At 63.7% G+C, this 25884-nt stretch carries 26 protein-coding genes; 11 read left to right on the top strand and 15 right to left on the bottom strand.

Annotated elements, in window-relative coordinates:
• Positions 1 to 200: 200 nt before the first annotated feature.
• The 4 genes from NO877_RS04325 to NO877_RS04310 form a co-directional block, all read right to left on the bottom strand.
• Positions 201 to 1637 (bottom strand): sulfatase family protein, encoded by a 1437-nt coding sequence (locus tag NO877_RS04325; RefSeq protein ID WP_256395079.1) that lies wholly within the window; start codon positions 1635 to 1637, stop codon positions 201 to 203.
• A 116-nt stretch (positions 1638 to 1753) separates the two neighbouring features.
• On the bottom strand, positions 1754 to 3649 hold the full coding sequence (gene dnaK, locus NO877_RS04320; protein ID WP_256395078.1) for a molecular chaperone DnaK: 1896 nt from the start codon (positions 3647 to 3649) through the stop codon (positions 1754 to 1756).
• Between the two features lie 152 nt (positions 3650 to 3801).
• Positions 3802 to 4422 (bottom strand): nucleotide exchange factor GrpE, encoded by a 621-nt coding sequence (locus tag NO877_RS04315; RefSeq protein WP_256395077.1) that lies wholly within the window; start codon positions 4420 to 4422, stop codon positions 3802 to 3804.
• Between the two features lie 68 nt (positions 4423 to 4490).
• Positions 4491 to 5231 (bottom strand): proteasome assembly chaperone family protein, encoded by a 741-nt coding sequence (locus NO877_RS04310; protein ID WP_256395076.1) that lies wholly within the window; start codon positions 5229 to 5231, stop codon positions 4491 to 4493.
• A gap of 105 nt (positions 5232 to 5336) precedes the next feature.
• Between NO877_RS04310 and NO877_RS04305 the strand changes: the two genes are divergently transcribed.
• Both NO877_RS04305 and NO877_RS04300 read left to right on the top strand, forming a co-directional pair.
• The gene (locus NO877_RS04305; protein WP_256395075.1) at positions 5337 to 6245 is read left to right on the top strand and encodes an RsmB/NOP family class I SAM-dependent RNA methyltransferase; all 909 of its coding nucleotides are present in this window, start codon (positions 5337 to 5339) and stop codon (positions 6243 to 6245) included.
• Positions 6242 to 6814 (top strand): DUF7122 family protein, encoded by a 573-nt coding sequence (locus NO877_RS04300; RefSeq protein WP_256395074.1) that lies wholly within the window; start codon positions 6242 to 6244, stop codon positions 6812 to 6814. The genes NO877_RS04305 and NO877_RS04300 overlap by 4 nt, the downstream gene beginning before the upstream one ends.
• A gap of 1 nt (position 6815) precedes the next feature.
• Here NO877_RS04300 and NO877_RS04295 read toward each other — a convergent pair whose 3' ends face one another.
• From NO877_RS04295 to NO877_RS04280, 4 genes are all read right to left on the bottom strand, one after another.
• Complete coding sequence (locus NO877_RS04295) at positions 6816 to 7055, bottom strand: hypothetical protein (protein ID WP_256395073.1); 240 nt, start codon at positions 7053 to 7055, stop codon at positions 6816 to 6818.
• Between the two features lie 73 nt (positions 7056 to 7128).
• On the bottom strand, positions 7129 to 8643 hold the full coding sequence (locus NO877_RS04290; protein WP_256395072.1) for a DUF790 family protein: 1515 nt from the start codon (positions 8641 to 8643) through the stop codon (positions 7129 to 7131).
• A 62-nt stretch (positions 8644 to 8705) separates the two neighbouring features.
• The gene (locus tag NO877_RS04285) at positions 8706 to 10058 is read right to left on the bottom strand and encodes a DEAD/DEAH box helicase family protein (protein ID WP_256395071.1); all 1353 of its coding nucleotides are present in this window, start codon (positions 10056 to 10058) and stop codon (positions 8706 to 8708) included.
• 125 nt (positions 10059 to 10183) lie between these two features.
• Entirely contained in the window at positions 10184 to 10708 is a 525-nt protein-coding gene (locus NO877_RS04280; RefSeq protein ID WP_256395070.1) for a DoxX family protein, read from the bottom strand.
• 136 nt (positions 10709 to 10844) lie between these two features.
• Between NO877_RS04280 and NO877_RS04275 the strand changes: the two genes are divergently transcribed.
• From NO877_RS04275 to NO877_RS04255, 5 genes are all read left to right on the top strand, one after another.
• Positions 10845 to 12287: a pseudouridine synthase domain-containing protein gene (locus NO877_RS04275; RefSeq protein WP_256395069.1), complete on the top strand. Its 1443-nt coding sequence runs from the start codon at positions 10845 to 10847 to the stop codon at positions 12285 to 12287.
• A 13-nt stretch (positions 12288 to 12300) separates the two neighbouring features.
• On the top strand, positions 12301 to 13089 hold the full coding sequence (locus NO877_RS04270; protein WP_256395068.1) for an ABC transporter permease: 789 nt from the start codon (positions 12301 to 12303) through the stop codon (positions 13087 to 13089).
• Between the two features lie 170 nt (positions 13090 to 13259).
• Positions 13260 to 14519, top strand: a complete 1260-nt coding sequence (locus tag NO877_RS04265) for an ABC transporter substrate-binding protein (RefSeq protein ID WP_256395067.1) — start codon at positions 13260 to 13262, stop codon at positions 14517 to 14519.
• Positions 14520 to 14588: 69 nt separating this feature from the next.
• On the top strand, positions 14589 to 15398 hold the full coding sequence (locus tag NO877_RS04260; RefSeq protein ID WP_379826934.1) for an ABC transporter ATP-binding protein: 810 nt from the start codon (positions 14589 to 14591) through the stop codon (positions 15396 to 15398).
• Positions 15395 to 16174 (top strand): ABC transporter permease, encoded by a 780-nt coding sequence (locus NO877_RS04255; RefSeq protein ID WP_256395065.1) that lies wholly within the window; start codon positions 15395 to 15397, stop codon positions 16172 to 16174. Before NO877_RS04260 ends, NO877_RS04255 begins: the two co-directional genes overlap by 4 nt.
• On the opposite strand, the gene NO877_RS04250 is transcribed toward NO877_RS04255, so the two are convergent.
• The 3 genes from NO877_RS04250 to NO877_RS04240 all read right to left on the bottom strand — a co-directional run bounded on the left by NO877_RS04250 (position 16175) and on the right by NO877_RS04240 (position 18547).
• Entirely contained in the window at positions 16175 to 16834 is a 660-nt protein-coding gene (locus tag NO877_RS04250; protein ID WP_256395064.1) for a flavin reductase family protein, read from the bottom strand. It abuts the gene before it with no gap.
• An 81-nt stretch (positions 16835 to 16915) separates the two neighbouring features.
• Positions 16916 to 17521: an SRPBCC family protein gene (locus tag NO877_RS04245; RefSeq protein WP_256395063.1), complete on the bottom strand. Its 606-nt coding sequence runs from the start codon at positions 17519 to 17521 to the stop codon at positions 16916 to 16918.
• Positions 17522 to 17572: 51 nt separating this feature from the next.
• Positions 17573 to 18547 (bottom strand): hypothetical protein, encoded by a 975-nt coding sequence (locus NO877_RS04240; RefSeq protein WP_256395062.1) that lies wholly within the window; start codon positions 18545 to 18547, stop codon positions 17573 to 17575.
• A 102-nt stretch (positions 18548 to 18649) separates the two neighbouring features.
• On the opposite strand from NO877_RS04240, the gene NO877_RS04235 reads away from it, so the two are divergent.
• Entirely contained in the window at positions 18650 to 19234 is a 585-nt protein-coding gene (locus tag NO877_RS04235) for a hypothetical protein (protein ID WP_256395061.1), read from the top strand.
• 39 nt (positions 19235 to 19273) lie between these two features.
• Here the strand turns inward: NO877_RS04235 and NO877_RS04230 are convergent, their stop codons facing one another.
• From NO877_RS04230 to NO877_RS04220, 3 genes are read right to left on the bottom strand one after another with little or no spacing between them, the layout of a single operon-like run.
• A complete protein-coding gene (locus tag NO877_RS04230; RefSeq protein ID WP_256395060.1) occupies positions 19274 to 20434 on the bottom strand; it encodes an NAD(P)/FAD-dependent oxidoreductase in 1161 nt (386 codons plus the stop codon).
• 48 nt (positions 20435 to 20482) lie between these two features.
• A complete protein-coding gene (locus NO877_RS04225) occupies positions 20483 to 21268 on the bottom strand; it encodes an SAM hydrolase/SAM-dependent halogenase family protein (protein ID WP_256395059.1) in 786 nt (261 codons plus the stop codon).
• A 1-nt stretch (position 21269) separates the two neighbouring features.
• Entirely contained in the window at positions 21270 to 21785 is a 516-nt protein-coding gene (locus NO877_RS04220) for a nicotinamide-nucleotide adenylyltransferase (RefSeq protein ID WP_256395058.1), read from the bottom strand.
• Between the two features lie 167 nt (positions 21786 to 21952).
• Here NO877_RS04220 and lonB point away from each other — a divergent pair, with 167 nt between their 5' ends.
• Genes lonB through NO877_RS04205 form a run of 3 tightly spaced genes read left to right on the top strand, consistent with a single transcriptional unit; the run spans position 21953 to position 25425 of the window.
• Positions 21953 to 24193 carry an ATP-dependent protease LonB gene (gene lonB / locus NO877_RS04215; protein WP_256395057.1) on the top strand — a complete coding sequence of 747 codons (2241 nt, stop codon included), beginning with the start codon at positions 21953 to 21955 and terminating at the stop codon, positions 24191 to 24193.
• 13 nt (positions 24194 to 24206) lie between these two features.
• Positions 24207 to 25034: a CPBP family intramembrane glutamic endopeptidase gene (locus NO877_RS04210; protein ID WP_256395056.1), complete on the top strand. Its 828-nt coding sequence runs from the start codon at positions 24207 to 24209 to the stop codon at positions 25032 to 25034.
• A 49-nt stretch (positions 25035 to 25083) separates the two neighbouring features.
• Positions 25084 to 25425, top strand: a complete 342-nt coding sequence (locus NO877_RS04205) for a hypothetical protein (RefSeq protein ID WP_256395055.1) — start codon at positions 25084 to 25086, stop codon at positions 25423 to 25425.
• On the opposite strand, the gene NO877_RS04200 is transcribed toward NO877_RS04205, so the two are convergent.
• Positions 25422 to 25883 (bottom strand): MGMT family protein, encoded by a 462-nt coding sequence (locus NO877_RS04200; RefSeq protein ID WP_256395054.1) that lies wholly within the window; start codon positions 25881 to 25883, stop codon positions 25422 to 25424. The genes NO877_RS04205 and NO877_RS04200 overlap by 4 nt on opposite strands.
• Position 25884 lies beyond the last annotated feature (1 nt).

Raw genomic sequence — 25884 nt, 5'->3', positions numbered from 1 at the left:
GTTCTCCCGAACAAAACTACAGAAACGGATACGTACAGTCTACAATACGGTGTCTTCGGCCGGTCTCGGCTGAGGGATAACCCCGCCTACCAGCAAGTAGACGGTAGATAATACGGTTCGGTACGGTCGACCCCATCGTGTTGTATGTTACCACACGAGTAGAGGACGAATCCATCGGACGGATCGTTTCCCGAACTCTCTCAGTGTAGCGTTTTGGGCACCCAACCTCGGAGCGAATCGTCGACCTGATCCATCCAGTCGGCCAGTCGCTGTCCCATCGCAGCCCGAATATCGGCATACTGCGGGTGGTCGGCGAGGTTCTGGAGCTCGTGTGGGTCGGTCGCAAGATCGTAGAGCTCGTTGCGGTCGGGGCCGTTGTAGACGAACTTGTACCGGTCGGTGCGGACCATCCGCTGGCTGTAGAGGCCGAACTCGTCGCCGTGGTACTGGGCATAGACGGATTCGGGCCAGTCGGCGGGCGTCTCGCCGCTGAGTAGCGGCTGGATACTCCTGGCGTGGAGCCCCTCGGGAACGTCGGCGTTGGCCCACTCCAGGAACGTCGGCATGAGGTCCTGGAGGCGGACGAACGCATCCGACTGGCTTCCGGCCTCGACGACGCCCGGCCACCGGACGACCAGCGGAATCCGGTAGGTCTCCTCGTACATCATCGGTCCCTTGTTGAACAGGCGGTGGGAGCCGGTGAGATCGCCGTGATCCGAAGTGTGGACCACGGCCGTCTCCGCGGCGAGACCGAGCTCGTCGAGCGCATCGAGCACCCGCCCGATCTGGTCGTCGATCAGCGTCATAAAGCCGAAGTATTTCGCGACAGCCTCGGCCCACGTCTCCCAGTCGAAGCTCGCTACCCCTCGATACTGTAGATACTGCTCGTGGGCGCGTGGCTTGCCGTCGAACGTCTCGGCGTAGGTGCCCCACGGCTCGATCTCGCCCGGATCGTACATCGAGGCATACGGCTCGGGGACGACATAGGGGTGATGTGGCCCTAAGAAGTCCGTGCGGTGGAAGCACGGCTGGCGGTCACCATCGACCCAGCGTTCGAGTGCATTGATCGTCCGCTCGGCCAGAAAGTAGGGCCGCGAGAACTCGACCGGCACCGGATCGGTCCCGGCGATGAGGGTGCCGTCGTCGTTCGCGCCGGTATAGATCCGGTCTTCGACATCAGTTTCGTGAACAGTGGTGCCGTGGGATTCGCGGTAGTGTTCGAAGGCGACATCGAAGTTGTCATGGTGATAGTCGCTCCCACCGAAGTAGCGAAAGCCGAAATCGCCGGGCGTGTGGTTGTGGCTGACGTGCCATTTGCCGAGGTAGGTGTTGGTGTAGCCGCCCTCGGCGAGCAGTTCGCCCAGCGTCGGCAGCCCCTCGGGGAGATCTGTCCGGATCGCATCCGCCTCGTGGCTGTTATTGAGCAGTCCGTGGGCGTGGGGGTAAAGACCGGTTAACAATGAAGCCCGAGCACTCGTACAGATGCTCGTCGGCGTGTAAGCAGAGTCGAACCACATCCCTTGCTGGCGGAGACGATCGATATTCGGCGTTTCAACGGGGAGGCCGTCGGGAGCCACGAGGTCGGCGCGTTCTTGATCGGTCAAAAGCAGGAGGACGTTCGGTCGACTGGCGGACATAGCGTCGACTTCGGCGTCCGTTGTCAAAGGTCAGGTGCCCGCTCGGGTGACCTGTCGAAAAATCGGATATCGTGTCGAACCGGGAAGAGAAGGCTGCGGTAGACCGTCAGCGTCGTCTATTCGTCGTCTTTGTCGTCCGCGTCTTCGAAGTCGGCGTCGACGTACTCGTCGCCCTCACCGGCTGCCCCCTCGGCACCGGGACCGAAGCCGCCCTCAGGGCCACCGGCGGCACCGGCTCCGCCGGGACCGGCCTGGGCCTGCTGGGCCTGCTGTTGGTACATCTGCTTGCCGATCTCCTGGAGCTGTTCGGTCAGCGACTCGGTGACGTCCTGGAGTTCCTCGGTGTCGGCCTCGTCGTCTTCGAGCACGTCTTCGACGTCGTCCATCGCGTCCCGAATGTCGGCCTCGAGGTCCTCGTCGACCTGCTCTTCGTTCTCTTCGAGCAGCGACTCGGCGCGCTGGACTGCGCCCTCGGCGTCGTTGCGGGCTTCGATGCGCTCGCGGCGCGCTTCATCCTCTTCGGCGTGCTGCTCGGCTTCCTCCTGCATGCGCTCGACTTCCTCGTCGGAGAGCCCAGCGCCGCCCTCGATGGTGATCGATTCGGCGTTGCCCGAGCCCTGATCCTCCGCCGAAACGTTGACGATGCCGTCGGCGTCGATCGAGAACTCGACTTCGATCTGTGGCGTCCCGGCCGGAGCCGGTGGAATCCCGCTCAGCATGAACTCGCCGAGCAGTTCGTTCTCGTCGGCGATCTCACGCTCACCCTGGAAGACCCGGACCTGCACCGAGGTCTGGTTTGCAGCAGCGGTGGTGAAGATCTTCGAGGCCTCGGTCGGGATCGTCGTGTTCTTGTCGATGAGTCGCTCGAAGAGCCCGCCTTTGACCTCGATTCCGAGACTGAGCGGCGTCACGTCGAGCAGGACGATGTCGTCGACGTCTCCGGCGAGGACGCCGCCCTGGATCGCCGCGCCCAGCGCGACCGCCTCGTCGGGGTTGACGTTCTTTTTCGGCTCCTGGCCGATGATCTCCTCGACCTTCTCTGCTACTTGGGGCATCCGCGTCGAGCCACCCACGAGGATGACCTCGTCGATGTCGCTGTCGGAGATCCCGGCGTCCTCGATGGCCTGCTCCGTCGGGCCGACCGTGCGGTCGATCAGATCCGAGGTGAGGCTCTCGAAGGTCGCCCGTGTGATCGAGGTTTCGAGGTGGACCGGCCCCGAATCCGTGGCCGTGATGAACGGCAGATTGATTTTGGCCTCTTTGCGGGAGGAGAGTTCGATCTTGGCCTCTTCGGCCGCTTCTTTGAGGCGCTGGAGGGCCTGACGGTCCTCTCGGAGGTCGATCCCGTGGTCGTTTTCGAACTCCTCGGCGAGGTGGTCGATGATGGCGTCGTCCCAGTCGTCGCCACCGAGGTCGTTGTCCCCGTTGGTTGCAACCACGTCGTAGACGCCGTCGCCGAGTTCCAGGACGCTCACGTCGAAGGTGCCGCCACCGAGGTCGTAAACGAGAACCGTCTGATCGGACTCGTCGTCGAGCCCGTAGGCCATCGACGCGGCGGTCGGCTCGTTGACAATGCGGTCGACCTCGAAGCCGGCGATCTGTCCGGCGTTCTTGGTCGCCTGTCGCTGTTTGTCGTTGAAGTAGGCCGGAACCGTGATAACGGCCTTCTCGACATCGTGGCCGAGATACTCCTCGGCGTCGCGTTTGATCTTCTGGAGGATCATCGCCGAGATCTGCTCGGGGGTGTAGGAGTCGCCCTCGATCTCGACCTCGTAATCCTCCTCGCCCATGTGGCGCTTGATCGACTGGATCGTTTTATCGGGGTTCTGTACAGCCTGGTTTTTGGCTGGCTTGCCGACCAGCCGTTCATCGTCATCGGAAAAGGCAACGACCGAGGGCGTCGTCCGGTTCCCCTCGGAGTTGACGATGATTTCGGGCTCTCCACCTTCCATAACCGCGAACGCGCTGTTCGTGGTACCAAGGTCAATACCGAGAATCTTCTCGCTGGCCATGTTGGCCCTAATTACCGGCTTGGATCGGTTAAAGGTTACTAGATACTGCGACACACGCCCAGTCCCTGACGCGGCGCTGTCTTGCGATTATCGAGAACAGAAATCGATCCGCCCGACAGGTTTAGTATGACCGCAATGCAACCGCCGCGTGCTCAGTCGTCGCTGCTGACTGTCACTTGGGCAGCCTGCAGGACTTTGCCTGCCATCTCGTAGCCGTCCTGATAGACGTCGGCGACCGTGCCGTCGGGCTGGTCGCTGTCGACCCGCATCATTACTTCGTGGCGCTGGGGGTCGACCTCGTCGCCCGGTTCCGGCGAGATGATCTCGACGTTTTCCTCCTGGAGGATGGTGTCGAACTCGTCGAGGGTCGACTGGATGCCCGGCCGGATGTCGGCGTCGGCGTCCTGATCGAGCGCCCGGACGAGGTTGCCGCGGATCTTCGTGAACTGCGAGACGAGATCCTCGGCCGCGCGGGCCTGCATCTCCTCCTGTTTGTCTTCCATTCGTTTTTTGTAGTTCTGGAAGTCCGCCCGCGAGCGCTGGAGCTTTTCGGTGAGCTCGTCGATCTCGTCGTCTTTCTCGTCGAGTTCGGCTTCCAACGCCTCGATCCGGGCTTCGAGCTCCTGGACCGATCGGTCGGCTTGGTCGGCTCCATCGGCCTCCGCCTCGACCGTCTCTGTGCCAGCAGTCTCGGCCACGTCGGGCTCCGAGTCCTCGTTGGCGTCGGTCGGTTCGGCAGCCGATTCGTCGACCGCTGCTGGGTCGTCGCTCATATTGCGGTCCAGTCGCTTCGGCGGCTTAAGAGTTCAGAAGCTGACCCATGACCGCCCGATCATCGACCTTACTGGTACATCCGCAGCGGTTGGGCACGGCTGCTGTCTTCGGTGGCCTGCTGCATTCGCTGAATGAGCTGTTGGCGGGCCTGCTCGATCTCCTCGGCGCGCGCCGAGAGGTCTTCGGTCGGCACCGAGATCCCGGCGATGGGTTCGATCCCACCCTCGATGACGACCTGAGAGGCGATCGGATCGGGCAGCTGTGGGTTCGACTCGACGACGAGCCCGACGGCCGTGTTGTCGTGTTCGGTCGCATGGGCCAACAGCGCGCCGGTCGGCCCCGAAATAAGCCCCATCTCAGCGGGTTGGTCGACCCCGGCGTCAGTGAGCCGATCACCGGCAGCGTCGTCGGTCGCAACTCCATATAAACTCGGGACATCGTCGGTCTGGCGTGGCAGTCCGGAGATATAGACAGGCAGCACGTCGGCCTCGGCGAACCAGCCCGCGACACAGTTGCCGAACTCGGTGGCCGCCTCCGGGCCGATCGGCACGTCGCTTTGGATCGCTAACAGATCCCGCTCGGCGTCGACGTAGAGCCGCACCGGTGTCACCAGCTCCCGGCTGTCCTCCTGATACGTCGCCACCGGTGGAATGGTATCGCAGTAGACGTTGGCGTAGTGGTCCATCTCGAAGGTCGCGATGAGATGGTCGACGGCCATCTTCCCGACCAACCCGACGCCCGGGAACCCCTCGACCAGCACGGGACTGTCCAGCGATACCCCCTCGTCGACAATGTCAATCTGTGTCATACTCGACCTACGTCGCCCCGGCACCTAATCGTTGGTGCTGGATGGGTCCCGCTCGATCCGCAGCCACTCCGAAACGGACTAACGGCGGCACTCGAAAGAGGAGTCATGAATCCGTTAGAGCGGTATGCCCCGCTCGTTGACGACCGAGAGGCCTTTTTCGACGCTTGTGAGCGCCCCTTGCCGTCGGTCGTTCGCGTAAATACGATCAGGTCGACGCCCGACCGTGCGCGAGCGGCCCTCGACGAGGAAGGGGTCGGCTACGAGGAGGTCGACTGGAACCCCGAACTCCTCCGGCTCGACGAACGCGGGCCGGGCACATCGTGGCCCTACTTCCACGGCTGGCTTCACGGCCAGGAAGAGGTCTCGGCACTCCCCGCGATCGCGCTCGATCCACAGCCCGGCGAAAAGGTCTGGGACAGCTGTGCCGCGCCGGGCAGCAAAACCACCCAGCTGTCGGCGATGATGGACGATCGCGGCGTCGTGGTTGGCAACGACAACAACCTCGGGCGACTGTCGGCGCTCCGGCACAACGCCGAACGGCTCGGCGTGACGAATCTTGTAGTCACCAAGCAGGATGGCCGGAACTTCTCGCTGAAACCGTTCGGCTTCGACGAGTTCGACCGGGCCATCGTCGACGCACCTTGTTCATGTGAGGGGACGATCCGCAAGAACCCCGACACCCTCGACCAGTGGACCTTGGAGCACGTCCACAGCGTCTCGGCCATTCAAAAGGGCATCCTCTCGCGGGCAGTCCAGGCCACCAAACCCGGCGGTACGGTGGTCTACTCGACGTGTACCTTCGCGCCCGAGGAAAACGAGGCCGTCATCGATCATGTCCTGGAGACCGAGGACTGCGAGGTCGTCGCCTTCGACTGCCCGCTCGAATCGCGGCCCGGCGTCACCGAGTGGGAGGACGACGAGTACGATTCGAGCGTCGAGCAGACCCACCGGATCTACCCGCATCTCAACGATACGGGCGGGTTCTACTGTGCGAAACTGGAGGTAACCGCATGAGCGACCCCGAAACCGACGACACCGGCGAGGGCAGCGAGAGTGACGAGGAGAACCTGCGGGACAACGTCGGCCAGCGGTTCGGTCGACTGCCCGCCACGTCTGCCGACCGCGAAGTGAAAGGGCGGGCCTCCCGCGAGGAGGTCGTCGAGTTCTTCAACGAGCGGTTCGGTATCGAACCCGCGGTCTTCGAGGACTTTTCGTTCTGGGAGAAAGGCAAGGGTAAAATCTGGATCTTCGCCGCTGACAACCCCAGTCCGGTTCGGATCGAGGGGCTGGGGATGACTGTCCTGCGCACGCGCCAGGAACACTGGAAGCCGACCCACAGCGCTGTCCAGCGGTTCGGCCGTCATGCGACGAAAAACGTCATCGATCTCTCACCGGAACAGGCGGCCACCTTCGCCCGCGGCGAGGACCAGGACCTCCCCGAGTGGGACGGCGACTGGGGCTACCTGATCGCCGCCCACGAGCTCGCGGGCGAGCGCGAACCTGTCGGCGTGGCGTTGTATGTCTACGACGAGCTGCGATCGACGGTGCCGAAAGGCAATCAAGAGGCGCTGTCGGTGCTGTAGCTCAGGCAGTCGGCTCGGATCGGCCCATCGCCCACGCACGGATTTCGTCGCCGTACTGGTGCATCAGGATCGTGATTGCGATGCCGAGTGGCGACCACCGATACGCCAGTAGGGCCACCCCGATCAACAGCGCGCCGACGCCTCTGTTGCCCCGGATCAGTGCCCGAATCCCGTTGTACAACACCGTCACGACGCTAAACAGCCGTGACCACTTCGAGCCGAGCAATCGTTTGAGGACCATAGCTACCGGAGGGCCCGAACCAGCAAAAAGGTCGTGGCGGGACGCGACGGCTCGGCCACCGGATCGCTACCAGCTACCGCTTTTTAACTACCCCGCCGGTCAGTCCCTCCCACTCGACGCGGTAGCCGACCGCCGCCAGCACCGCGCTGGCGTCGGTGGGACCGTGCTCGTCGATGACCTTCTCTGCGTCCGAAAATGACATCCCGGCCGAAAGTTCGGTCCCGATCGAATCCAGCACGGCGGGCCGAACCAGCCACTGGCCGACGCGCCGGTGGTCCGGAAACGTCCGGTCAGTGATCACGTCGACCGAGACGCCGTAGTCGGCCGCGAGCGTCTCCAACTCGATCACGTCAGCCTCGGGCTGGAGGTCGTCGGGCAACTCAGCGGCGGCTTCGTCCACGAGGTCGGCCTCGTACTCTCGGAGCACGTCGACCACGTCCTTCACGCGCACCGATCCCGAGTACGGAATCGCCCGGTGGTCGGTCGCCTTGATCGCCTCGCCGACGCCCAGCGACTCGTCGACCGCGACGATGAGGTCGACGTCTTCGACGGTCTCCAACTGACCGAGTTTCTTCTCGACGTATTCGGGCGTCCAAAAGCCCATCACCTCGAAGTAGACCCGAAACTCTCCATAGCGGTAGTCGAAGGCGAAATCCGGGATCATCACGCTGGTGCCCGTCTCCAGGAGCCCCGGTTCACGACGCAACTCCCAGTCGAGATCGAGGCTGGAAAACCGGGCGGCGAAGTCGGCCTCAATGCCGCTGTCGTAACTCGGTTCGGCGACCGGCTCGACGCCCGGCACCGTCACGTCGGTTTCGGTCAGTACGAATTCGCGTTCGGTGCCACGGTCGTCGATCGTCGCCCGGAGCTCCCACTCGGTGCTCGCCGCGACCGACCGCAGCAATCGGGCGAAGGCGGTGCCGTACCGGCGCGTGCGGCGAAACAGTCGGTCGGGGCCGGTGACGACGACCGTCCGCTCGTCGGGACCAGCGGCCTGCTCCTGGCAGTCGATCTCGTATAGCAGGCCGAGCCGTTTGATCGCTGAGACGAGCCCACGGGGGTCGTCGCTCGTCACCGTGACCTCCGTGGCATCGAACAGTGCGGTCTGGGCCAGCGAGAGGTTGTACTGCTCGATCAGGTCGTCGGGGTCCCACCGAGAGTCGAAGGCCGTCAGTCGCTGATTGCAGTCACGATCCGCATACAACGAGTCCTCGACCGCAGCGGTGTCGACCGCAAGTTCGTCGGCCGCAGTTATAAGGGCCTGCTCGCGATCCTCGGATGTGGCGACGCCGACGGTCTCGGCGGCCTCGAAGACCCGCCGCCGCGTTCGTTCGGGTGGGAGTGGTGCGATCGTCTCGAAGGTGGCCTCGCGGTCGAGCAGCGCGGCAAAGCCGCGGACGAGTTTGAAATCGGACTCTTCGCGTTCGATGGCTTCGACCGCTTCGTCGACTTCCTGCCGTGGCTCGTCGACGTGGTCATTATAAACAGCAATCAGTCGAGCGGCGAGTGGCCGATGCTCACGACCGATGAACTCCGGGCGGTAGCTGCCGCCGCGCCGGGAGACGCGAAGGAGGTCCTTCGTCAGCACGACTCAGTGGTAGCTGCCGACTAGTTATAAATATCCCGAGGAGCGGTCCATGTCGATCCGACTCAGCGTCGTCGCTCGGCGACCCGCTCCTCGGCGGTTTCGGCGCTCACGAGTTCGTAGAGGATCGCTCGGCCGCCGTCGTCCTTCGGCCGCAGGATTCGTCCGAGTCGTTGGGTGAACTCCCGTTCCGACCCGCTGCCCGAGAGGACCACGGCGACGTTGGCATCCGGGACGTCGACGCCCTCGTCCAGAACATTTGCCGCGACGATTCGACTGTAGGTCCCATCCCGAAACCGCTGGAGGATCTCCCGGCGCTCGCTGGCCCCTGTCTCGTTGGTGATTGCTGGCAGCAGGAACCGCTCGGAGAGCCGATAGACGAGTTCGGTGTGGGCGGTGAAGACGATGATTCGATCCTCGCGGTGGCGATCCAGGATTCGCGCCAGCTGATGGCGCTTGTTGTCGGCGTTCATCATCAGCTCGCGGGCCCGCTGTTTGGCCAGCAGGGCCTCCCTCGCCGCGGGGTCGTTGCCCGAGCGTTTGACCAACTGGAGGTAGTCGCTCCCGCTGTTGAAGCTGAGATTCGATTTGCGGACGTAGTCGACGAAGGTCCCCTGTGCCTCGTCGTACTCCGCCCGCTCGTCGGGTGTCAGTTCGACCTCGATCCGCCGGATCTCGTAGGGTGCGAGGTGGTCGCCCGCGAGATCGTCGACCGCGAGTTGGTAGACCCGCGGCCCCACGAGGTCGCGGATCGTCTCGTGGGCACCGTCCGGTCGCTCGAACGTCGCTGTGAGGCCGAGGCGGTCCGGCGCGGCCAGCAGGCGGGCGATGTCCTGGTAACCCTCCGCGCCGAGGTGGTGGACCTCGTCGAAGACGACGAGCCCGAAGCGATCGCCGAGTTCGTCGGCGCGCAAGTAGGCCGAGTCGTAGGTCGACACCGTCACGTCCTCGACGCGCTGTTCGCCGCCGCCGAGGCGGCCGATGGGCACGTCGAACTCGGCTTCGAGTTCGCGCTGCCACTGCTCCAGGAGGTCGATCGTCGGGACGACAACGAGCGTTGGCGTCCCGGTGTCGGCGATCGCGGCCAGCGCGATGACGGTTTTTCCCGCGCCGGTCGGGAGTTCGAGCACGCCGCGGCGGTTGCTGTCGATCCAGCCGTCGAGGGCCTCACGCTGGTAGTCGCGGAGTTCGTAGGCCGTCGATAGAGTCAGCGGCTCGGTCGGGCAGACTCGGTCGTCGACATCGGCATCGAGTTCCTGGAGGATATCCTGGATCGGCCCGTAGAAGGAGGCCGGAGCGCGGGCCGTCCCGCTCCGCGGGTCGGCTTCGACCCCCGGCAGCCCACCGAGCGGCGGATCGCTCTCGCGGTCGCTTTCGATGCGGAGGGTGCCGTCCTCGTATTCGAGCCGGACTGTCACTGTCGAAAGTCGACCGGCGGCTATTAAATGCGCTCCGGCTCAGGGTAGCTGTCGGCGACTGGTCGAGACGGAGCTCGCTCTTGGCTCTGATAAAAGCGGGACCGGACCGAAACGGTGCGGCCCAGTTAGCCCAGCAGCACGGTGAGTTTCGGGTTGTTCTTGATGATGTCCAGCTCTTCGATCCACTGATCGAGCCCGAGGATGCGACCGGCACCGGCCGCGCCCAGCGCGAACAGCAGGAAGGCGTAGATCAGGTGGAAGTCGATGAAGATTGCATCCGCGAAGGGGTAGGCCGAGGCCCAGTAGAACAGCATCATCATCGCCCCGAAGAAGGCACTCAGCCGAGTGAACGCCCCGAGGAGGAGCGCGATCCCGACAAGCGTCAGGCCGACCTGATTCAGCGGGGTCAACAGCCAGACCCAGTCGGCCATCGCGGCCCACATATCGACAAGCGGGTTGGCCGGGTCGACGTTGAGCAGGAACGGGCGGGCGCTCCAGTTCGGATCGATGACCTTCACGATACCGGCGTAGAAGAACACCCACCCCATCATCAGCCGCAGTGCGAAGAGGGCGTAGGCGATCCACGTCTCCGAGTACGTGAATTCTACGTCGTGGCCGAACAGCTTGGATGTGGCACTCTTGGACGACATATATGTATCGTACACATACTCTCCAATAAGGTTGATCCATGTTCTCAGCTACTGGGAACAATTCCACCCGACTGGGTTCCCATCGGGTGGGAAGAACAGACTGGGTTTATTAAATTACGCTCCTGACGGTTCAGACATGGATAAGGACTCAGCGATATCTTCGGATCTCGAAGAGACGCTTCAGGGCCACCGACGTGGGGGCGACTCCTCGGGAACGCTGGTCGTCAGCGATCAGGAGGGGTACGTCGGCGACTCGATCACGTTTAAAGGCCGAAACCTCCCGGCCAACGAACGGTTCGAGATCAAGTGGAAGACGACCGACGGTCGCTGGGGCGTCCTCAAGGCCAACGAGGTCGTCGGGGCGCAGTACCACCCACGGACAGAGACCGTCGCCACAGTCACGACCGACGGCTCGGGGGCGTTCGACGAGGAGTGGACGGTCGCCCAGGACTACGGCGGCGAACACCGGATCGAGGTCGTCGACGGCGACTCGACGGTCGCCACGGCGACGTTCACGATCCTCCCACATTTCGAACTCGATCGCACCGAAGCCCCCCTTGGGGACTTCTTTACGATCACTGGCCATGGGATCGGGCCGAACGTCGTCACGAACAACTACCAGGTCGCCTGGGACAACGGCAACGTGGGCTTCATGACGGGCGTGATGAACCGCGGGACTGCAACCGCACGCATCCGCGCGGTCGGCCCGCCAGGGAAACATACCCTCCAGGTGTGGCGTAACTACCGTGGGGTTCCGTACCTCCAGAACAACACCCAGTCACCGTACGGCCCGGTCGCCGACGGTCGACAGTCCCAGTGGACCGTCGAGGTCACCGAGCCGGAGGTCGAACCGCGGACCGCGTGGCTCGACGACCAGCTCGACGAGAACCCGATCAGCATTCACTACCCCGAGATCGACGAGGAGACCGACGCCGAGCTCTCGATCTCGCCGAGTTCGGGCCAGCCCGGGACCTCGGCGTTCATCACCGGCGAGAACTTCCCAGCCAACGAGGAAGTCGACCTGATTTGGTACCGCCACGAGGGCCACCGAGTCAAGGGAATCCCGATCACGCCGGAGCCGAAGCCGGACATGCTGCCGACGGTGACGACCGACGACAACGGGACGTTCCAGACCGAGTTCACGATCCCACAGGGCGAGGGCTCGACGCGGCCGATTACGGCCGCTGTAGAGGGTCGGGAGATCGCGGTTACCGGCTTCATGATGCAGCCCTCCATCGAGACGTTCAGTCCCACAAGCGGCCCCGTCGGGACGACGATCGAGATCGAACTCTCGGGTGTCGGCTGGCCGGTCTACGAGAACGCCCCGTACTTCCTCTACGACAACAAGCCGCTGGGCTACGTCTGTGGACTCACTGACAACGACGGCGGTGGCGTCGTCCGGCTCGAACTCCCGGCCAGCGGCCAGCCCGGCTGGCACTTCATCGACGCCTACCCGTGTATCTTCGAGATGCAGGAAGACGAACCCGACTTCGAGCTGCGGCCACACTTGTCGTATCTCGACAACCACCCGATCCGGCCGCTGCCCGCCTACCACATGGCGTTCAAGATCGAGGAGTAGTCACACCCTCTCGATGCACACCGACCGCCGCTATCAGATGCTTTCGCTTGTTGCCGCAGTACTGGCCTGGCAGCTCGCCGTCGGCGTCTTCGGCGTGATTGATCCTGGAGTCTTGCCGCCGCCAGCGACCATCTTCGAGCGCACGCTCGCGTTGCTCGGTGAACAGTCGTTTCTCGGTCACGTCTCGGCGACCATCGAGCGGACGCTCCTCGCCTCGGTACTGGCGACCGTCTTCGGCGTCAGCGTCGGGGTGCTCATGGGGTGGAACGACACCGTGAAGGCACTGCTTGGGCCGCTGTTTTCGGCTGTCTATCCGATCCCAGTTATCGCGTTGCTCCCGCTTGTGGTACTCGTGTTTAGTACCGACAGCAACGCACTCGTGTTCACGGCCGCACTCGGCGGCTTTTTCGTTGTGATGTGGAATGCAATGAACGGTGCCCGGCAGATACGGCAGCTCTATTTCGATGTGGCGACCGACAACGGTGCGACGAGTCCAATCACGATCTTTCGGGAGATCCTGCTACCCGGATCGCTGCCAGCCATCTTCGTCGGCCTTCGACTGGCGATGAATACGGCACTGCTCATCGTCATCTCGGCGGAGTTGCTAGCTGGCGGGCGGGGACTGGGGTACTACCTCTGGGTATCTTATCAGACGTACTCGCTGGGAGATATCTACGCCACGCTAGTTGTCATCGCCGCTATCGGCGTCGGCATCACCTACGGACTCAGATGGCTCGGCGACCGACTCATCACGTGGACACCCGCCGAGACGGAGCGACCCGCCGAACACACGTTTCGGTGAAACGCTGGCACCGACCCCGTCGGATGGGTGTCGAGATACGAGAGGGGTGCGTTGCGTTCGAACTCTGGGCCCTCGACGGTTCGTCACGCGATGTCGAATCCGCCGTCTCCGACTCCCATGCCGTGGGAATAGGGCGGCTTTTTAATAGGTCGAGAATGCGACGATTACACATGAACCCTACCGAGCGGCCGTCTACCGACGCGACGGGACGACGGTTATCGGCGTCGAAGCCAAACGGGACGGACGCTCACAGCGACGAAGGTACCGCAGTTCCCTCACGTCGACAGTTCCTCGGGGCTGCCGGAGCAGCGACGGCCGCCGCGGTCGGTGGCTGTCTCGGCTCAACAGTTGAGGGAGACGGTGTCGACACTGTCACCTTCGGCACCCTCCCCATCGCGACGGTCGTGCCGGTGCTCATCGCCCAAGAGGAGGGCTACTTCGAGGAACGGAACATCGAAGTCGAACGGGAGCGAATCAACGGCGTCCCGCTGGCGACACCCGAGTTGGCATCGGGCGATATCGACGTCGCCGCCGGATCGTTCGGAGCCAGCATCGCCAACTCCATCGCACAGGACGTGCCCATCAGAATCGCGGCCGACATGGCACAGCACTACCCGAATGCACCGGGCGCAGCGCGGGTCTGGGCCCGCGAGGGGATCTACTCGGAGGATGCCACGTTCCAGGAGATCGCCGACGCAGTCGACGGGCCGCTGTCGGTCGCCCACAACGCTGAAGGTGGCTCGCTGGACTACATCCTCGGTCGGCTGCTTGCCGCACACGATATGACGTGGGATGACGTCGAAGTCAGTGAGATACAGTTCTCGAACATGGTATCGGCGATGATGTCCGGCGACACGGACGTCTGTATTGTACCGGACCCGCTGGGACTGGCACTGGCGAACAACGCCAACGCTGGCCACGTCCTCTATGGATCTGCGGTCGCTCCGCGGATGCAGATTGCGGCGTACTTCTTCGGTGGGCCGTTCATCGAGCAACGGTCGGACGTGGCCGTCCGGTGGCTCGAAGGCTACCTGCAAGGCGTCCGGCGGTACTACGAGATGGGATCGTACCCGAACGACGAGGTCGCGACCCTGATCAACGAGGCCTTCGATATCAACAAAGCGTCGATCAAGTCCTCGGTCCCGGCAATCCCGAACAAGAACGGCCGCGTTAACCAAGACGACGTGATGGCCCAACAGGAGTACCACGCCTGCCGTGGGTACGTCGACGATCCAGTCGACCGGAGCACCCTGTTCGACACCTCGCTGCTGTCGGAGGCACTCGACTCGGTCGGGCGTGTCTCCGAGGACGAAGCGACCCCCTCGCCGGACCAGGTCCGACAGTGGGGAGAGAACGCGCCACAGCCGTACACGTCCATCGGCGAGATAACAGAGCTGCCCGATTTCCCAGACGACACGATCTGTCAGTAACCGACGCCACCGACTATGAACCGAGAGCCACCGAAAGCGTTCAATGAACCGGACTCGAAGGCCACAGCGATGGCCGAGACCAGCTACGAGGCGTCAGCGACCGGCTCGCCGTGCATCCGCGCACGCGGCGTCGGGAAGACCTACTCCAGCCGGTCTAGCGAGGTCGAGGCACTGACCGACGTGGATCTGACGGTCTACGACCAGGAGTTCTTCTGCCTGCTCGGTCCCTCGGGCTGTGGGAAGTCGACGTTCCTGCGCATCCTCTCGGGACTCGTCTCCGAGTACTCCGGCGAGATCGAGATTTCGTCGGCCCGTGCCGACGGTGGCTCCGTGACGAACATGGTCTTCCAGGAGTACGGCATCTTCCCCTGGAAGACCGTCCTCAACAACGTTGCCTTCGGGCTGAAGATGGACGGTGTCAGGAAACAACGCCGCCACGAGCGAGCCCGCAGCTACCTCGAAAAAGTCGGCCTAGCGGAGTTTGCCGACGCCTACCCACACCAGCTGTCCGGCGGGATGAAACAGCGCGTTGCCATCGCCCGCGCGTTCACGAACGATCCCGAAGTCCTCCTGATGGACGAACCGTTCGGCGTCCTGGACGCCCAGACGAAACGCAACCTCCAGACGGAACTGCTCTCGCTGTGGAGCGAGACCAAAAAGACGGTCGTCTACGTCACCCATGACATCGAGGAGGCGATCACGCTGGGTGATCGACTGGCCGTCATGACCGCCAGGCCCGGCGGCGTCAAGGAGGTCCTGGACGTCGATCTGCCGCGGCCACGAACCCGCGGGTCGATTCCAACCGACGAGTTCACGACACTGCGCGAGCGCGTCTGGGAACTGCTAAGCGACGAAGTCCAGCAGTCGGTTACGCGATGAGCCACGCTCGCCGCCGTCGGCACACGTCGACGCGTCGACTCGGGCTCCATCTCGCCCCGATCCTCGCGGTGGTGCTGTGCTGGGAGGTACTTGCCCGGCTGGCGATTCTCAATCCGACTTTCTTCCCACCGCCGTCGGTCGTGGTGGGCGTGACCGGCCAGTTGCTCGTCGAGGGGCCGCTACTCTATCACACCTGGGTCAGCCTGCGGCGCATTCTGATTGCCTTCCTAATAGGTGCCACGAGCGGTATCGCGGTCGGCCTGTGGATGGGGTGGTCGCGGCCGGTTCGACTCATCGTAAACCCATACGTGAGTCTGTTCTATCCCATCCCGAAAATCGCGCTGGTGCCTATCATGTTCACGCTGCTGGGCGTGACCGAGACGGTTCGGGTACTGGCGATGAGCATCGCGGTCTTTCTGTTGGTTGCGGTCAATACGATGGGTGGGGTCCGGCAGATAGACGACGCGTACATCGATGCCGCACTCGACAACGGTGCCGGGACACTGGCGCTGTACCGCGACGTCCTGATACCCGGCTCGCTCTCGGAGATTTTCGCCGGGTTGAGTCTCGGGTTGGGCGTCGGATTCAACCTCATCGTCGTCATCGAGATGCTGGCGGCAAAATCGGGACTGGGCTATCTCATCTGGCGGTCGTGGCGGCTGTTTACGATCCAGCAGATGTATGCCGCGTTGGTGATGATCACCCTGCTGGGTATCGTCTTTATTTACGGCGTGGACATACTTGGCAATCGCCTGACTTTCTGGGAAGCCGAATAGTTACTCGCTGTACTCCTCACGGAGTTCCGGCGGCAGCGAGTCGACGACCTCGTCGCCGGAAAAGCGCTTGATCGACTCGGGGGTAATGTCGGCGTAGTAGCGGTATTTTGTCTTGGTCTCCTCCTCGCCCCAGTCGCTGCCCATGTAGGCCAGTACGTCGGCGTCTGGCGAGAGCAGTCGGCCGTCCATCCCGCCTTTGGTGACGTAAGCGTTCTCGACCTCGCCGAAGTAGTAGGTGCAGTTCATGAACTCGAAGGAGTCCATCACTGAACACTCGATGTTACCGGTAGCGTCGGCCAACAGCGGCACGTCGATCGACTGTCCTGGAACCGTCTCCAGATCGAGATGCTCGATCTTGTCGATGTCGCGGCCGCTGACCATCCCAGAGAGCGTCAGCGCATCGACCATCTCCATCGACGGCGCAGCGAGGACGAACTCCCCGCTTTCCTCGATGAGTTCGTAGGTGAGCGTTTTGTGACTGACCGCCAGCAGATACCGGAACGGGTTGTAGCCCGCCAGCATCCACCAGGAGGCGGTCATGAGGTTCGGCCCGCGCTCGTCGCTGTTGGAGACGACAAGCGAGACTACTTTCGGTTTGAAAAGGGCCTTCGAATCGTACTCCGAAATCTCGTCGAACACGTCGGTTGGATCGGTTGTCATTGGTGAGTGTATCGGCTGTCTGTATAAATACGTCCGCGAAAGCGCAGTCGACTGCCGGGAGGTAGTCGACCCGTGAGGCGGCTACTCCTCCTCGACTTCGGTTTTGATATTGCTGAAGTAGGTCGTGATATCGCGGTTGACGATCGGCCGGAGGAGCCGCGAGCTCATCGTACCGACCCCGCCGCTGATCGAGACCTCCGCGGAGTAGGCCAACTCGGCGGTGCCGTCCTCGACCGGCGAAATCTCCATGGCCGCAAGGATATCGAAATCGCTGCCGGTCTTCGAGTCGAAGGCCGTCGCGCTCGTGACGACGTAGTCGGGCGGGTTCATCTCGACGAACTCGGCCTCACCCGACAGCGAGACGGTCAGATGGCTCACACCCCGCGTGATCTTGACGGTGTATTTGCGCTCGGAGACCCGCTCGATCGACTCCGCGCCCGGCACACACTCGGTCAGTGTTGCCGGGTCGGAGATCGTCGACCAGAGCGCCTCCGGTGTCGTCTCGATGGCGACCGAATCCGAAAACGTCAGCGTCCCGTCGGCGGCCTCGGTGTCTGCCTCCGCGCCGTTCTTGCTGTGTTCGTCCCCGTTGGTCGAATCCGCGTCGGCCGAGTCCGCGTCTGCGGCGTCTCTATCGGCCGATTCAGTGGGGTTCCCGCCGGATGACTGTGTATTGTCGTGATTCATTGGCTGTGTGTACTGTATAAAAATCGGTGCCGGACTGCGTCGGTCGTGGCCTTACAGTTCGATGATCGTGAACTGGTTCGAGGCGATGCCGACGTCGTGGTAGTTGGCGTCGCCGTTGGTGACGACGACGTCGTAGCTGTAGGAGCCCGGACTCAGATCCGCGGTATCCAGCGTCCCGGACCACTGCGGTTCGGAGTCCTCGCCGCCCTCGTTCCAGGACAACTCGACCGGATCGAACGAGTCGTCGGTCGACTCGATGGTCACCGAATCGAGGGTGTCGTTGCCGACGATCTCGCCGCTCGATCCGTCGTAGACACCGATGACGAACGTGACATCCATCTCCTGGGTGAACTGGCGTTCCGGGCCGCAGGATTCGACGAAGCCCACAGACTCCTCGGGAGCCTGGTTGTCCCACCAGGTCTCGGTCGTCACGACGTAGTTGGTCGGGTTGGCCTGCTCGATGACCTCGAAGGAGTCTTCGAGGATCCCCACCGTCTGGTAGTTGGCGTCGCCGTTGCTGACCTCGACGGTATACGAGTAGGTACCGGGTTCGATATCCTCCGAAAGGACGTAGGACCCACCCCACTCGTCGGCGGGGTTCTCCTCGTCGTCACCGGCCCAACTGAGCTCGACCGACTCGCTGCCATCGACGTTGACCACGACGCTGTCGAGGTCCTCGTCGGTGAGCTGCTCGCCCGTCTCGGGATCGAAAATCCCAACGTAGAACACGACCTGCATGCCGGGGACGAAGCGTCGACTCGCCGAACACGCCGAAATGAATCCCGCACTTTCGGGGACGCCTTCCGAACCTGCGCCGGTCTCGGCGGTAACGACGTAGTTCCGTGCGCCGGAGGAACCGCCGTCGGAGTCGTCGCCGCTGCCGGTACAGCCGGCGAGGCCGACGGTCGCCCACGTCGCTGCACCGGTGGCTAACAGCCGTCGGCGCGTGGTAGTCGCCGTTCCCGAGTCGTCCCTACTCGTCCCTTGTGAGTCCGTCCTGTTGAGTTGTTGTCCATCAGATCCCATGGTTTGATCGACTTATCGGATATGTATATAAGGCGTCCTGCTTTATTGGAATCTAATAACCAGTGTTTGCTTTTATATACTATCCGGCAAATACACGCTAGTATGAACCGAGACCAGTCCCCAAAACGGACCGACAGGACCCCCGACGAGTCGTCGGAGGCGACCGATTCGCCGGTGACACGCCGCCGTCTAGTCGCCGCAAGTGCGGCCACGTGGGCCTCGGTCAGTCTCGCTGGCTGTACGTACATCACCGACCCCGGCGTCGAATCCGAGGACGAGCCGACAGTCACCAACGAGACGACGACGACCGGCAACACCAGCAACGAGTCGACCGACAACGAATCGAGCGGCGGCGAGTCGAGCGGTGGCGACGACTGTGCCAGCATCGGCCGGTTCTCCGCGGGGATGGAGGTCGGCCTCCACGTCGGTGTCTTCGACCCCGAGACCGGCGATCCGCTGGGTGCGGAGGCGATCGACTCGGTGGTCGTCGAGTTCCCCGAGGCGGACTACGGCCCGCTCGAACTCAACTGGGAGGGCGCACACGAGGCCTACGACCGCGCGACCTGGGGCTCGAAGATCGTCACCGACGAGGACACCGATCCCGGCGACTACGAGTACGAGGTCCACATCGAGGGCGACGACGCCGACATCGCCACGACAGTCAAAAACCAGTTCACCATCGTCTAATTACGGGGTCGATCGGACGTTGTCGCCAACTGCGACTTTTTAAGCGTTCAGTTCCTCGCCTACCAACTCAGTGGCCTGCCGGATCGCCCGCACCGAACTTAAATACCCCGCGCCGACGCTGGCCTTGAGTGCGTTTGCTGCTTTCCCAGTCACGACTTTCGGGCCGACCTGGGCGACCGCACCGTCGCCGACCGAGACGATCCACCCCGGCACGTCGAATCTGAACTGCGCCAACCGCGGCTCGAATCCATCGCCATCGGAGAGTTCCCAGCCGACAAGCGTCGTGATGTTCTCGGCAGCCACGCGGGCCGACCGGATCGCCGCCGACGCGCTGGCCGGGACTGCCTCGCCGTCGGCGTCGACGATCCGCGCCGCATCGCCCAGCGCGAACGTCGAGTCGGTAAGCCGGAGGTCCGAGCGCACGATGGGGCGATCGCCAGCCATCGCCGCCGACCCGCCGATGCCGCCGGTCCAGACGAACAGATCGTAGTCGATCGACCGACGCTCGCCGCTCTCCTCGTGGCGCGTCTCGATGGTAGACTCGGTGGCCTCGACGACCGCCGTTTCGGTGCGGATCTCGATCCCGCGGCTCGATAGTTCGGCCTCGACGGCCTCCTGGAACCCCGCGGGAAACGCGGGCGCAACCGACCCGAGCTGTTCGAGGACGACGATCTCGATGCGGTCGGCGGCCCCCTCCTCCTCGGCGAGGGTCGCCAACTCCCCGGCGACCTGGACCCCCGAAAGGCCAGCGCCACTGACGACGAACCTCGCGTCGTCGCCCGAATCGATCGCCGCCAGGGCCTGCTGTCGCACCACCTCGGCGTCGCTGATCGATTTAAGCGGCACCCCGTGGTCTTCGATCCCCGGCAGGTCGTAGAAGGCGGTTTCGGCCCCGAGACAGAGCCCGCAATAGTCGTAGTCGAGCGTCTCCCCGGAGTCGAGGACGACACGGTTGGTGTCGGTGTCGACGTCTTCGACGCGAGCAGTCACGATTTCGGCGCGGTCGAACAGCGATTCGAGGGGAACCTCGATGGCGTCTGTGATCGAAGGCCGTCTGATAACGCGGTGGACCTCGTGTTGGACCAGATGCGTCTCATTCTCGTCGACCAGTGTGAGAGTGGCGGCCGCAGGCAGCGAGGCTTCGAGCTTGCGCGTAAGTGTCACACCTGCGTACCCGGCTCCGAGAACAACGACGTGCATACCGACAGTTGGGTCGCCAGCCGAATGAATATGCCGCCGGAGTGTCGCTTAGTCGGCTCCACCGACGCCGATATCGGCGGTGTCACCCGCAGCGAGCCCGAACGCCTCGTCACCGCGACCCTGATTCACATCACACTCGACGAAGCCGTGACTGCCGACGGTGAGCAGTCGGTCGCCGGGATCGACGCGGTCGAAGGTGTCGACGACCGGGGCCGCCACGCCGTTGACGGTCGCCCGTCGGACACCCGAGAGCTCCGCTCCTGGAACGTTCGTGATGACGTTGCCGAAATCGTCGACAACGAGCACTTCGCCGCAGATCGTCTCGCCGTCGCGGGTCGGCGTCGGGAACCGCAGGTCGACACAGGCATCCAGATCGATGGGCGACAGCAGCCCGCTCTCGGCGATTCGGTCGACACCCCGCTCGTGGATCTCGGCGGCCGCAGGTGCGAACACGTCCCGGCCGTGGAACGTCGTTGAGGCCGGATCGTTAACGGCGATCTCGTAGGCCGCGATGGGCGGGTCGCCGTCGGTATCGTCGGCGAGTCGGCGGACGACCGGCCGGAGCAGTCCGTTGTCCGGTGCGACCAGCGCGTGGTCGCCGACGCGGACCGCGATGGCGCGGCGGTCGGTGCCGACGCCGGGATCGACGACCGTGAGATGGACCGCTGGCGGGAAGAGGGGGATCGTCTCCCGGAGCCAGAAGGCCGCGGCTCGCGGGTCCTGTCGGGGGAGGTCGTGGGCGATGTCAACCAGTTGGGCGTCGGTCCGCGAGAGGATCACCCCCTTCATTGCAGCGGGATAGGGGGTCCCGAAGTCGGAGGCGAGCGTGAGCATCTCAGCTGTTCGCGCCGTCGGAGTCGGTGACCTGCTGGATGCGCTGGACGCCGTCACACTCTCGGATCACGTCCACTGCCGGGTCGGGCACCAGCGACGTCCAGTCACCGCCGTCGATCATCCGCTCTCTGAGTTCGGTTCCCTCCAGGACCTCGCGGTGGAACATCGGCGACTGGCGGACCTCGATTCCGGCCTCCTCGAAGAGCCGGATGACCAGCGGATTGTTGGAGAAGGCGACCTCGAAGGAGGGCGACATACTCTGGACATGACTGACCCACACGGAGTTCCGTTCGAGATCCTCGATGGGGACCACGTAGGTGGGCAGATCGAACTCCGCGACCGATTTGGTGATCATCATCACGCGTTCGCCCGCGGTAAAGGGATTCCGCCGGGAGTGGGAGTCTCCCGCACTCCCGATGCCGAGCACGAGCTCGTCGACCTGGTCGGCGATCGCTTCGACCATGTGGTGGTGGCCGTCGTGGTAGGGCTGGAACCGACCGATATAGAACCCTCGCATACCGTGGGCTACCACGCCGCTATTTATAAAGTCGGCGAGTCATGATGGATCAGCGAATCGGCGTGTAGCAGCCCGCTGTGCGGTGATTATCCTGTAGTGGCAGTGTTGGTGAATGGGAGAAAGTATATCAAGCGCCAGTTCGTCTTTTCTGACAGCGAAAGAGTTCTATGAGCAACCCTACGGACACTGACGACGGCCCCCCCGATTCGGGGGTGAACGACGAGACACCGTCCGACACCGACGAGCAGTCCGTCGACAACGAGCACGTCGTCGAAAACGGGCAGCGCACCGACGATGGCTCCGACGACGGGCAGCCGAGCCGCAATGGCTCGGCCGACGACGAGCCGGTGCCATCGGAGCCGGTGGTGACCGACGAGGACCTCTTCGAGTCGACCGAGACTGGCGACCCGCGGTCCCGCGGAAACACGCCCTCGGAGACCGACGGCGACGAGCCGCCGACGATCGACGAACTCGGCAGCGACGTCGAGGTCGACGCGCCGATCGCCGACAACGTCGACGAGGACGATCTGCTGGGTGGCCTGCTGATCGACTCCACCGAGGACGTCTCGATCCCCGAGCGACTCGTCGATCAGGTCATCGGGCAGGAACACGCCCGCGACGTGATTATCAAAGCGGCCAAACAGCGACGGCACGTCATGATGATCGGCTCGCCCGGGACTGGCAAATCGATGCTGGCCAAGGCGATGACCGAACTCCTCCCCAAAGAGGAGCTCCAGGACGTTCTCGTTTACCACAACCCTGACGACGGCAACAAGCCGAAAGTTCGCACCGTCCCGGCAGGCAAGGGCGAACAGATCGTCGACGCCCACAAGGAGGAGGCCCGCAAGCGCAACCAGATGCGGACCTTCCTGATGTGGATCATCATCGCCGTGGTGCTGGGCTACGCGCTCATCATCGCGGGCCAGATCCTCTTAGGGATTCTGGCAGCAGGGATCATCTACCTCGCGTTCCGCTACGCATCGCGTGGCAGCGACGCGATGGTCCCCAACCTGCTGGTCAACAACGCCGACACCACCACCGCGCCGTTCCGTGACGCGACCGGTGGCCACGCCGGTGCGCTGCTCGGCGACGTTCGGCACGACCCCTTCCAGTCCGGTGGAATGGAGACGCCGAGCCACGACCGCGTCGAGCCCGGCGCGATCCACAAGGCGAACAAGGGCGTGTTGTTCATCGACGAGATCAACACCCTCGACATCCGCTCCCAGCAGCACCTGATGACGGCGATCCAGGAGGGCGAGTTCTCCATTACGGGCCAGTCCGAGCGCTCCTCGGGTGCGATGGTCCAGACCGAGCCCGTCCCGACGGACTTCATCATGATCGCCGCGGGGAACCTCGATGCGATGGAGAACATGCACCCCGCGCTCCGCTCGCGGATCAAAGGGTACGGGTACGAGGTGTACATGGAGGATACCATCGAAGACGACCCCGAGATGCGCCGGAAGTACGTCCGGTTCGTCGCCCAGGAGGTCGCCAACGACGGCCGACTGCCGCCGTTCGAGGCAGCGGCCATCGAGGAGATCATCCTGGAGGCCCGTCGGCGGGCGGGTCGGAAGGGCCACCTCACGCTCAAGTTCCGTGATCTCGGTGGCTTGGTGCGTGTCGCAGGCGATATCGCCCGCGCCGAAGAGGCCGAGTACACGACCCGTGACCACGTCCTGCAGGCCAAAGAGCGCTCGCGGTCGATCGAACAGCAGCTGGCCGACGAGTTCATCGAACGCCGGAAGGATTATGAGCTCCAGGTTTCGGATGGCTACCAGGTCGGCCGGGTCAACGGCCTCGCCGTCATGGGCGAGGATTCGGGGATCATGCTGCCGGTGATGGCCGAGGTGACGCCCACCCAGTCCGGCGGGCAGGTCATCGCCACCGGCCAGCTCAAGGAGATGGCCGAGGAGTCGGTGCAGAACGTCTCGGCGATCATCAAGAAGTTCTCGGATCAGAACCTCTCGGAGAAGGACGTTCACATCCAGTTCGTCCAGACCGGTCAGTCGGGCGTCGACGGCGACTCGGCGTCGATCACGGTTGCGACGGCCGTGATTTCGGCGCTCGAAGACGTCGGTGTCAGCCAGAATCTCGCGATGACCGGCTCGCTGTCGGTTCGCGGCGACGTGCTGCCGGTCGGTGGGGTGACCCACAAGATCGAGGCCGCCGCCAAGGCGGGCTGTAAGACGGTCATCATTCCGAAAGCGAACGAACAGGACGTGATGATCGAAGACGAGTACGAGGAGATGATCGAGATCATCCCCGTCAGCCACATCAGCGAAGTCCTGGAGGTCGCCCTCGAAGGTGAAGGCGACAAGGATTCGCTCATTGCCCGGCTCAAATCCATCACCGGCTCGGCGCTCCAGGACGGAAGCGTCGCCGGTCCATCGAGTCCGAGCCCACAGTAACGTCAGTGTCCACATGGCGCAGTGGACGACGTTTGCCGGATTCCTCGGTGTCATTCTCGTTTTGCTGCTCGCGTTAACACACGCCTCTAACTCTGTTTTCGAGGATGCCCCGGGTTCGTCGATCGACTCGGCCGACGTCGCGAACGACGACGTTGCGCTGTCGGCCGACGGGTCGATTCACACGGTCGGCGAATCGGCCGTCGAAGACGAAAAAGCAGATACCTCGACGTCAGCTACAGGACCGGAACTGTCGACGCCCGCGCTGTTGGCGAACGTCGCCGTCTCGCAGGGACTGTTCGCGGTGCTGTTGGTCACGTTGGCGTGGTACACCGAGATTCCGGCGTGGGCCTTCGGTCTCGCTCCGGAGTCGTTCACCCTTGGCGGGGTGGCCACCGGGATCGCCGTCGGCAGTGTCTTTTATATTTGCAATGAGGCGGCGGCCGCAGTCGGGCGGCAGTGGGGAGTGTCGACGCCAAGCGGCCTCCGCGAGGCGCTGGCACCCGAGACGGCCGCCGGGTGGGCCGTCCTCCTGGTGGTCGTGTTGCCGATCATCGCTGGCTTCGAGGAGCTGCTGTTTCGGGGCGCACTGATCGGCGTTCTTCAGGCCGGGTTTGCGGTTCCGGTATGGCTGCTGGTGGTCGGCTCCTCGGTGGCCTTTGCGCTCGGCCACGGCGCACAGGGGCGGCTGGGGATCGTTGTCACCGGACTCCTTGGGGTTGGGTTGGCGGCCGTCTTCGTTCACACCGGGAGTTTGGTGGTCGTGATCGTCGCCCACTACGTCATCAACGTCCTGGAGTTCGTCGTTCACGAAGGGATCGGGCCGACGTGGCTCTCTCAGTGATAGTAATTTGAGAGATACTTTCAAGAGGGACGGTTTCCTTGTCGGCCGCATGGATACCGAGGGGCTCTTCGCGGTCGACCCCGATGACATTCCGCTGTTGGTAGCGACCGGAATGATCGCTGTCGGCTGTATTCTGGTTATCACCGAGATCGGAAACGGTCATCCGCTGGTTCCGGTGTTGGTCGTCGGTGGCACCGTCGCCTTCGTCGCACTGACGCTGTTTCGGATTCCCGAGCGAAACCTCACCGTCGGGGCCGCCTCGCTGAGCATGATCCTCGGCAGTGCGCTGGTGAGCATCGAGTTCCGACTCGCCTTCGAGTTCGACGGCCCGATCGGAGCGGCCTTCTTTCTGTTCGGCGCGATCGGCCTGTCGAGATATATCGACGATTAGTTCGTCTCGTTTTCGAGCCGTCGGAGCGCCGCCGCGATCTGTGGCGGCGTCGCCCCTTGTCCGTCACGAACGCGGTGATCCGGCAGGAATATCGGCAGCGGATTTTCTCGGAGCGCATCCCGAACCGTTGCGATATCGTCGTCGTCCGCGGGGTCGAGCCCGGCGATCCGGGCGAGCCGCGAGACCGTGACCGTCGAGCCCGGCGGCACGGAGTCGAGGGCTTCGAGCACCGCGCGCTGGTCGGTCGGCACCGTCAGGCCGAGTTCGGCGTCGTCGACCGCAGACAGGTCCCCGCCGAGATACCGCTCGATGGCATCCAGCAGCTCGTGGTCGGCCTCGGCGTCGGGCGGCACGTCCTCCGGAAACGAGACGTCGATCGCCCGGCCGCTCGCAATGCCCAGTTGCACCACGCAGTCGAGCGAATCGAACTGTCGTGCGAAGATTCCTGCGGGAGTCATT

Source organism: Halohasta litorea (assembly GCF_024494645.1).
GTDB classification, from domain to species: domain Archaea; phylum Halobacteriota; class Halobacteria; order Halobacteriales; family Haloferacaceae; genus Halohasta; species Halohasta litorea.
Note: the sequence above shows the minus strand (reverse complement) of the source record. Positions and strands in the feature narration are given on the sequence as shown.

Bases quoted from the DNA above. Each gene is read 5' to 3' on its own strand.
- NO877_RS04325 (WP_256395079.1), bottom strand. From the start codon at position 1,637: ATGTCCGCCAGTCGACCGAACGTCCTCCTGCTTTTGACCGATCAAGAA.
- lonB (WP_256395057.1), top strand. From the start codon at position 21,953: ATGAGCAACCCTACGGACACTGACGACGGCCCCCCCGATTCGGGGGTG.
- dnaK (WP_256395078.1), bottom strand. From the start codon at position 3,649: ATGGCCAGCGAGAAGATTCTCGGTATTGACCTTGGTACCACGAACAGC.
- NO877_RS04225 (WP_256395059.1), bottom strand. From the start codon at position 21,268: ATGCTCACGCTCGCCTCCGACTTCGGGACCCCCTATCCCGCTGCAATG.
- NO877_RS04205 (WP_256395055.1), top strand. From the start codon at position 25,084: ATGGATACCGAGGGGCTCTTCGCGGTCGACCCCGATGACATTCCGCTG.
- NO877_RS04245 (WP_256395063.1), bottom strand. From the start codon at position 17,521: ATGAATCACGACAATACACAGTCATCCGGCGGGAACCCCACTGAATCG.
- NO877_RS04275 (WP_256395069.1), top strand. From the start codon at position 10,845: ATGGATAAGGACTCAGCGATATCTTCGGATCTCGAAGAGACGCTTCAG.
- NO877_RS04255 (WP_256395065.1), top strand. From the start codon at position 15,395: ATGAGCCACGCTCGCCGCCGTCGGCACACGTCGACGCGTCGACTCGGG.
- NO877_RS04240 (WP_256395062.1), bottom strand. From the start codon at position 18,547: ATGGGATCTGATGGACAACAACTCAACAGGACGGACTCACAAGGGACG.
- NO877_RS04235 (WP_256395061.1), top strand. From the start codon at position 18,650: ATGAACCGAGACCAGTCCCCAAAACGGACCGACAGGACCCCCGACGAG.
- NO877_RS04300 (WP_256395074.1), top strand. From the start codon at position 6,242: ATGAGCGACCCCGAAACCGACGACACCGGCGAGGGCAGCGAGAGTGAC.
- NO877_RS04260 (WP_379826934.1), top strand. From the start codon at position 14,589: ATGGCCGAGACCAGCTACGAGGCGTCAGCGACCGGCTCGCCGTGCATC.
- NO877_RS04315 (WP_256395077.1), bottom strand. From the start codon at position 4,422: ATGAGCGACGACCCAGCAGCGGTCGACGAATCGGCTGCCGAACCGACC.
- NO877_RS04305 (WP_256395075.1), top strand. From the start codon at position 5,337: ATGAATCCGTTAGAGCGGTATGCCCCGCTCGTTGACGACCGAGAGGCC.
- NO877_RS04220 (WP_256395058.1), bottom strand. From the start codon at position 21,785: ATGCGAGGGTTCTATATCGGTCGGTTCCAGCCCTACCACGACGGCCAC.
- NO877_RS04280 (WP_256395070.1), bottom strand. From the start codon at position 10,708: ATGTCGTCCAAGAGTGCCACATCCAAGCTGTTCGGCCACGACGTAGAA.
- NO877_RS04230 (WP_256395060.1), bottom strand. From the start codon at position 20,434: ATGCACGTCGTTGTTCTCGGAGCCGGGTACGCAGGTGTGACACTTACG.
- NO877_RS04210 (WP_256395056.1), top strand. From the start codon at position 24,207: ATGGCGCAGTGGACGACGTTTGCCGGATTCCTCGGTGTCATTCTCGTT.
- NO877_RS04200 (WP_256395054.1), bottom strand. From the start codon at position 25,883: ATGACTCCCGCAGGAATCTTCGCACGACAGTTCGATTCGCTCGACTGC.
- NO877_RS04265 (WP_256395067.1), top strand. From the start codon at position 13,260: ATGAACCCTACCGAGCGGCCGTCTACCGACGCGACGGGACGACGGTTA.
- NO877_RS04250 (WP_256395064.1), bottom strand. From the start codon at position 16,834: ATGACAACCGATCCAACCGACGTGTTCGACGAGATTTCGGAGTACGAT.
- NO877_RS04295 (WP_256395073.1), bottom strand. From the start codon at position 7,055: ATGGTCCTCAAACGATTGCTCGGCTCGAAGTGGTCACGGCTGTTTAGC.
- NO877_RS04310 (WP_256395076.1), bottom strand. From the start codon at position 5,231: ATGACACAGATTGACATTGTCGACGAGGGGGTATCGCTGGACAGTCCC.
- NO877_RS04270 (WP_256395068.1), top strand. From the start codon at position 12,301: ATGCACACCGACCGCCGCTATCAGATGCTTTCGCTTGTTGCCGCAGTA.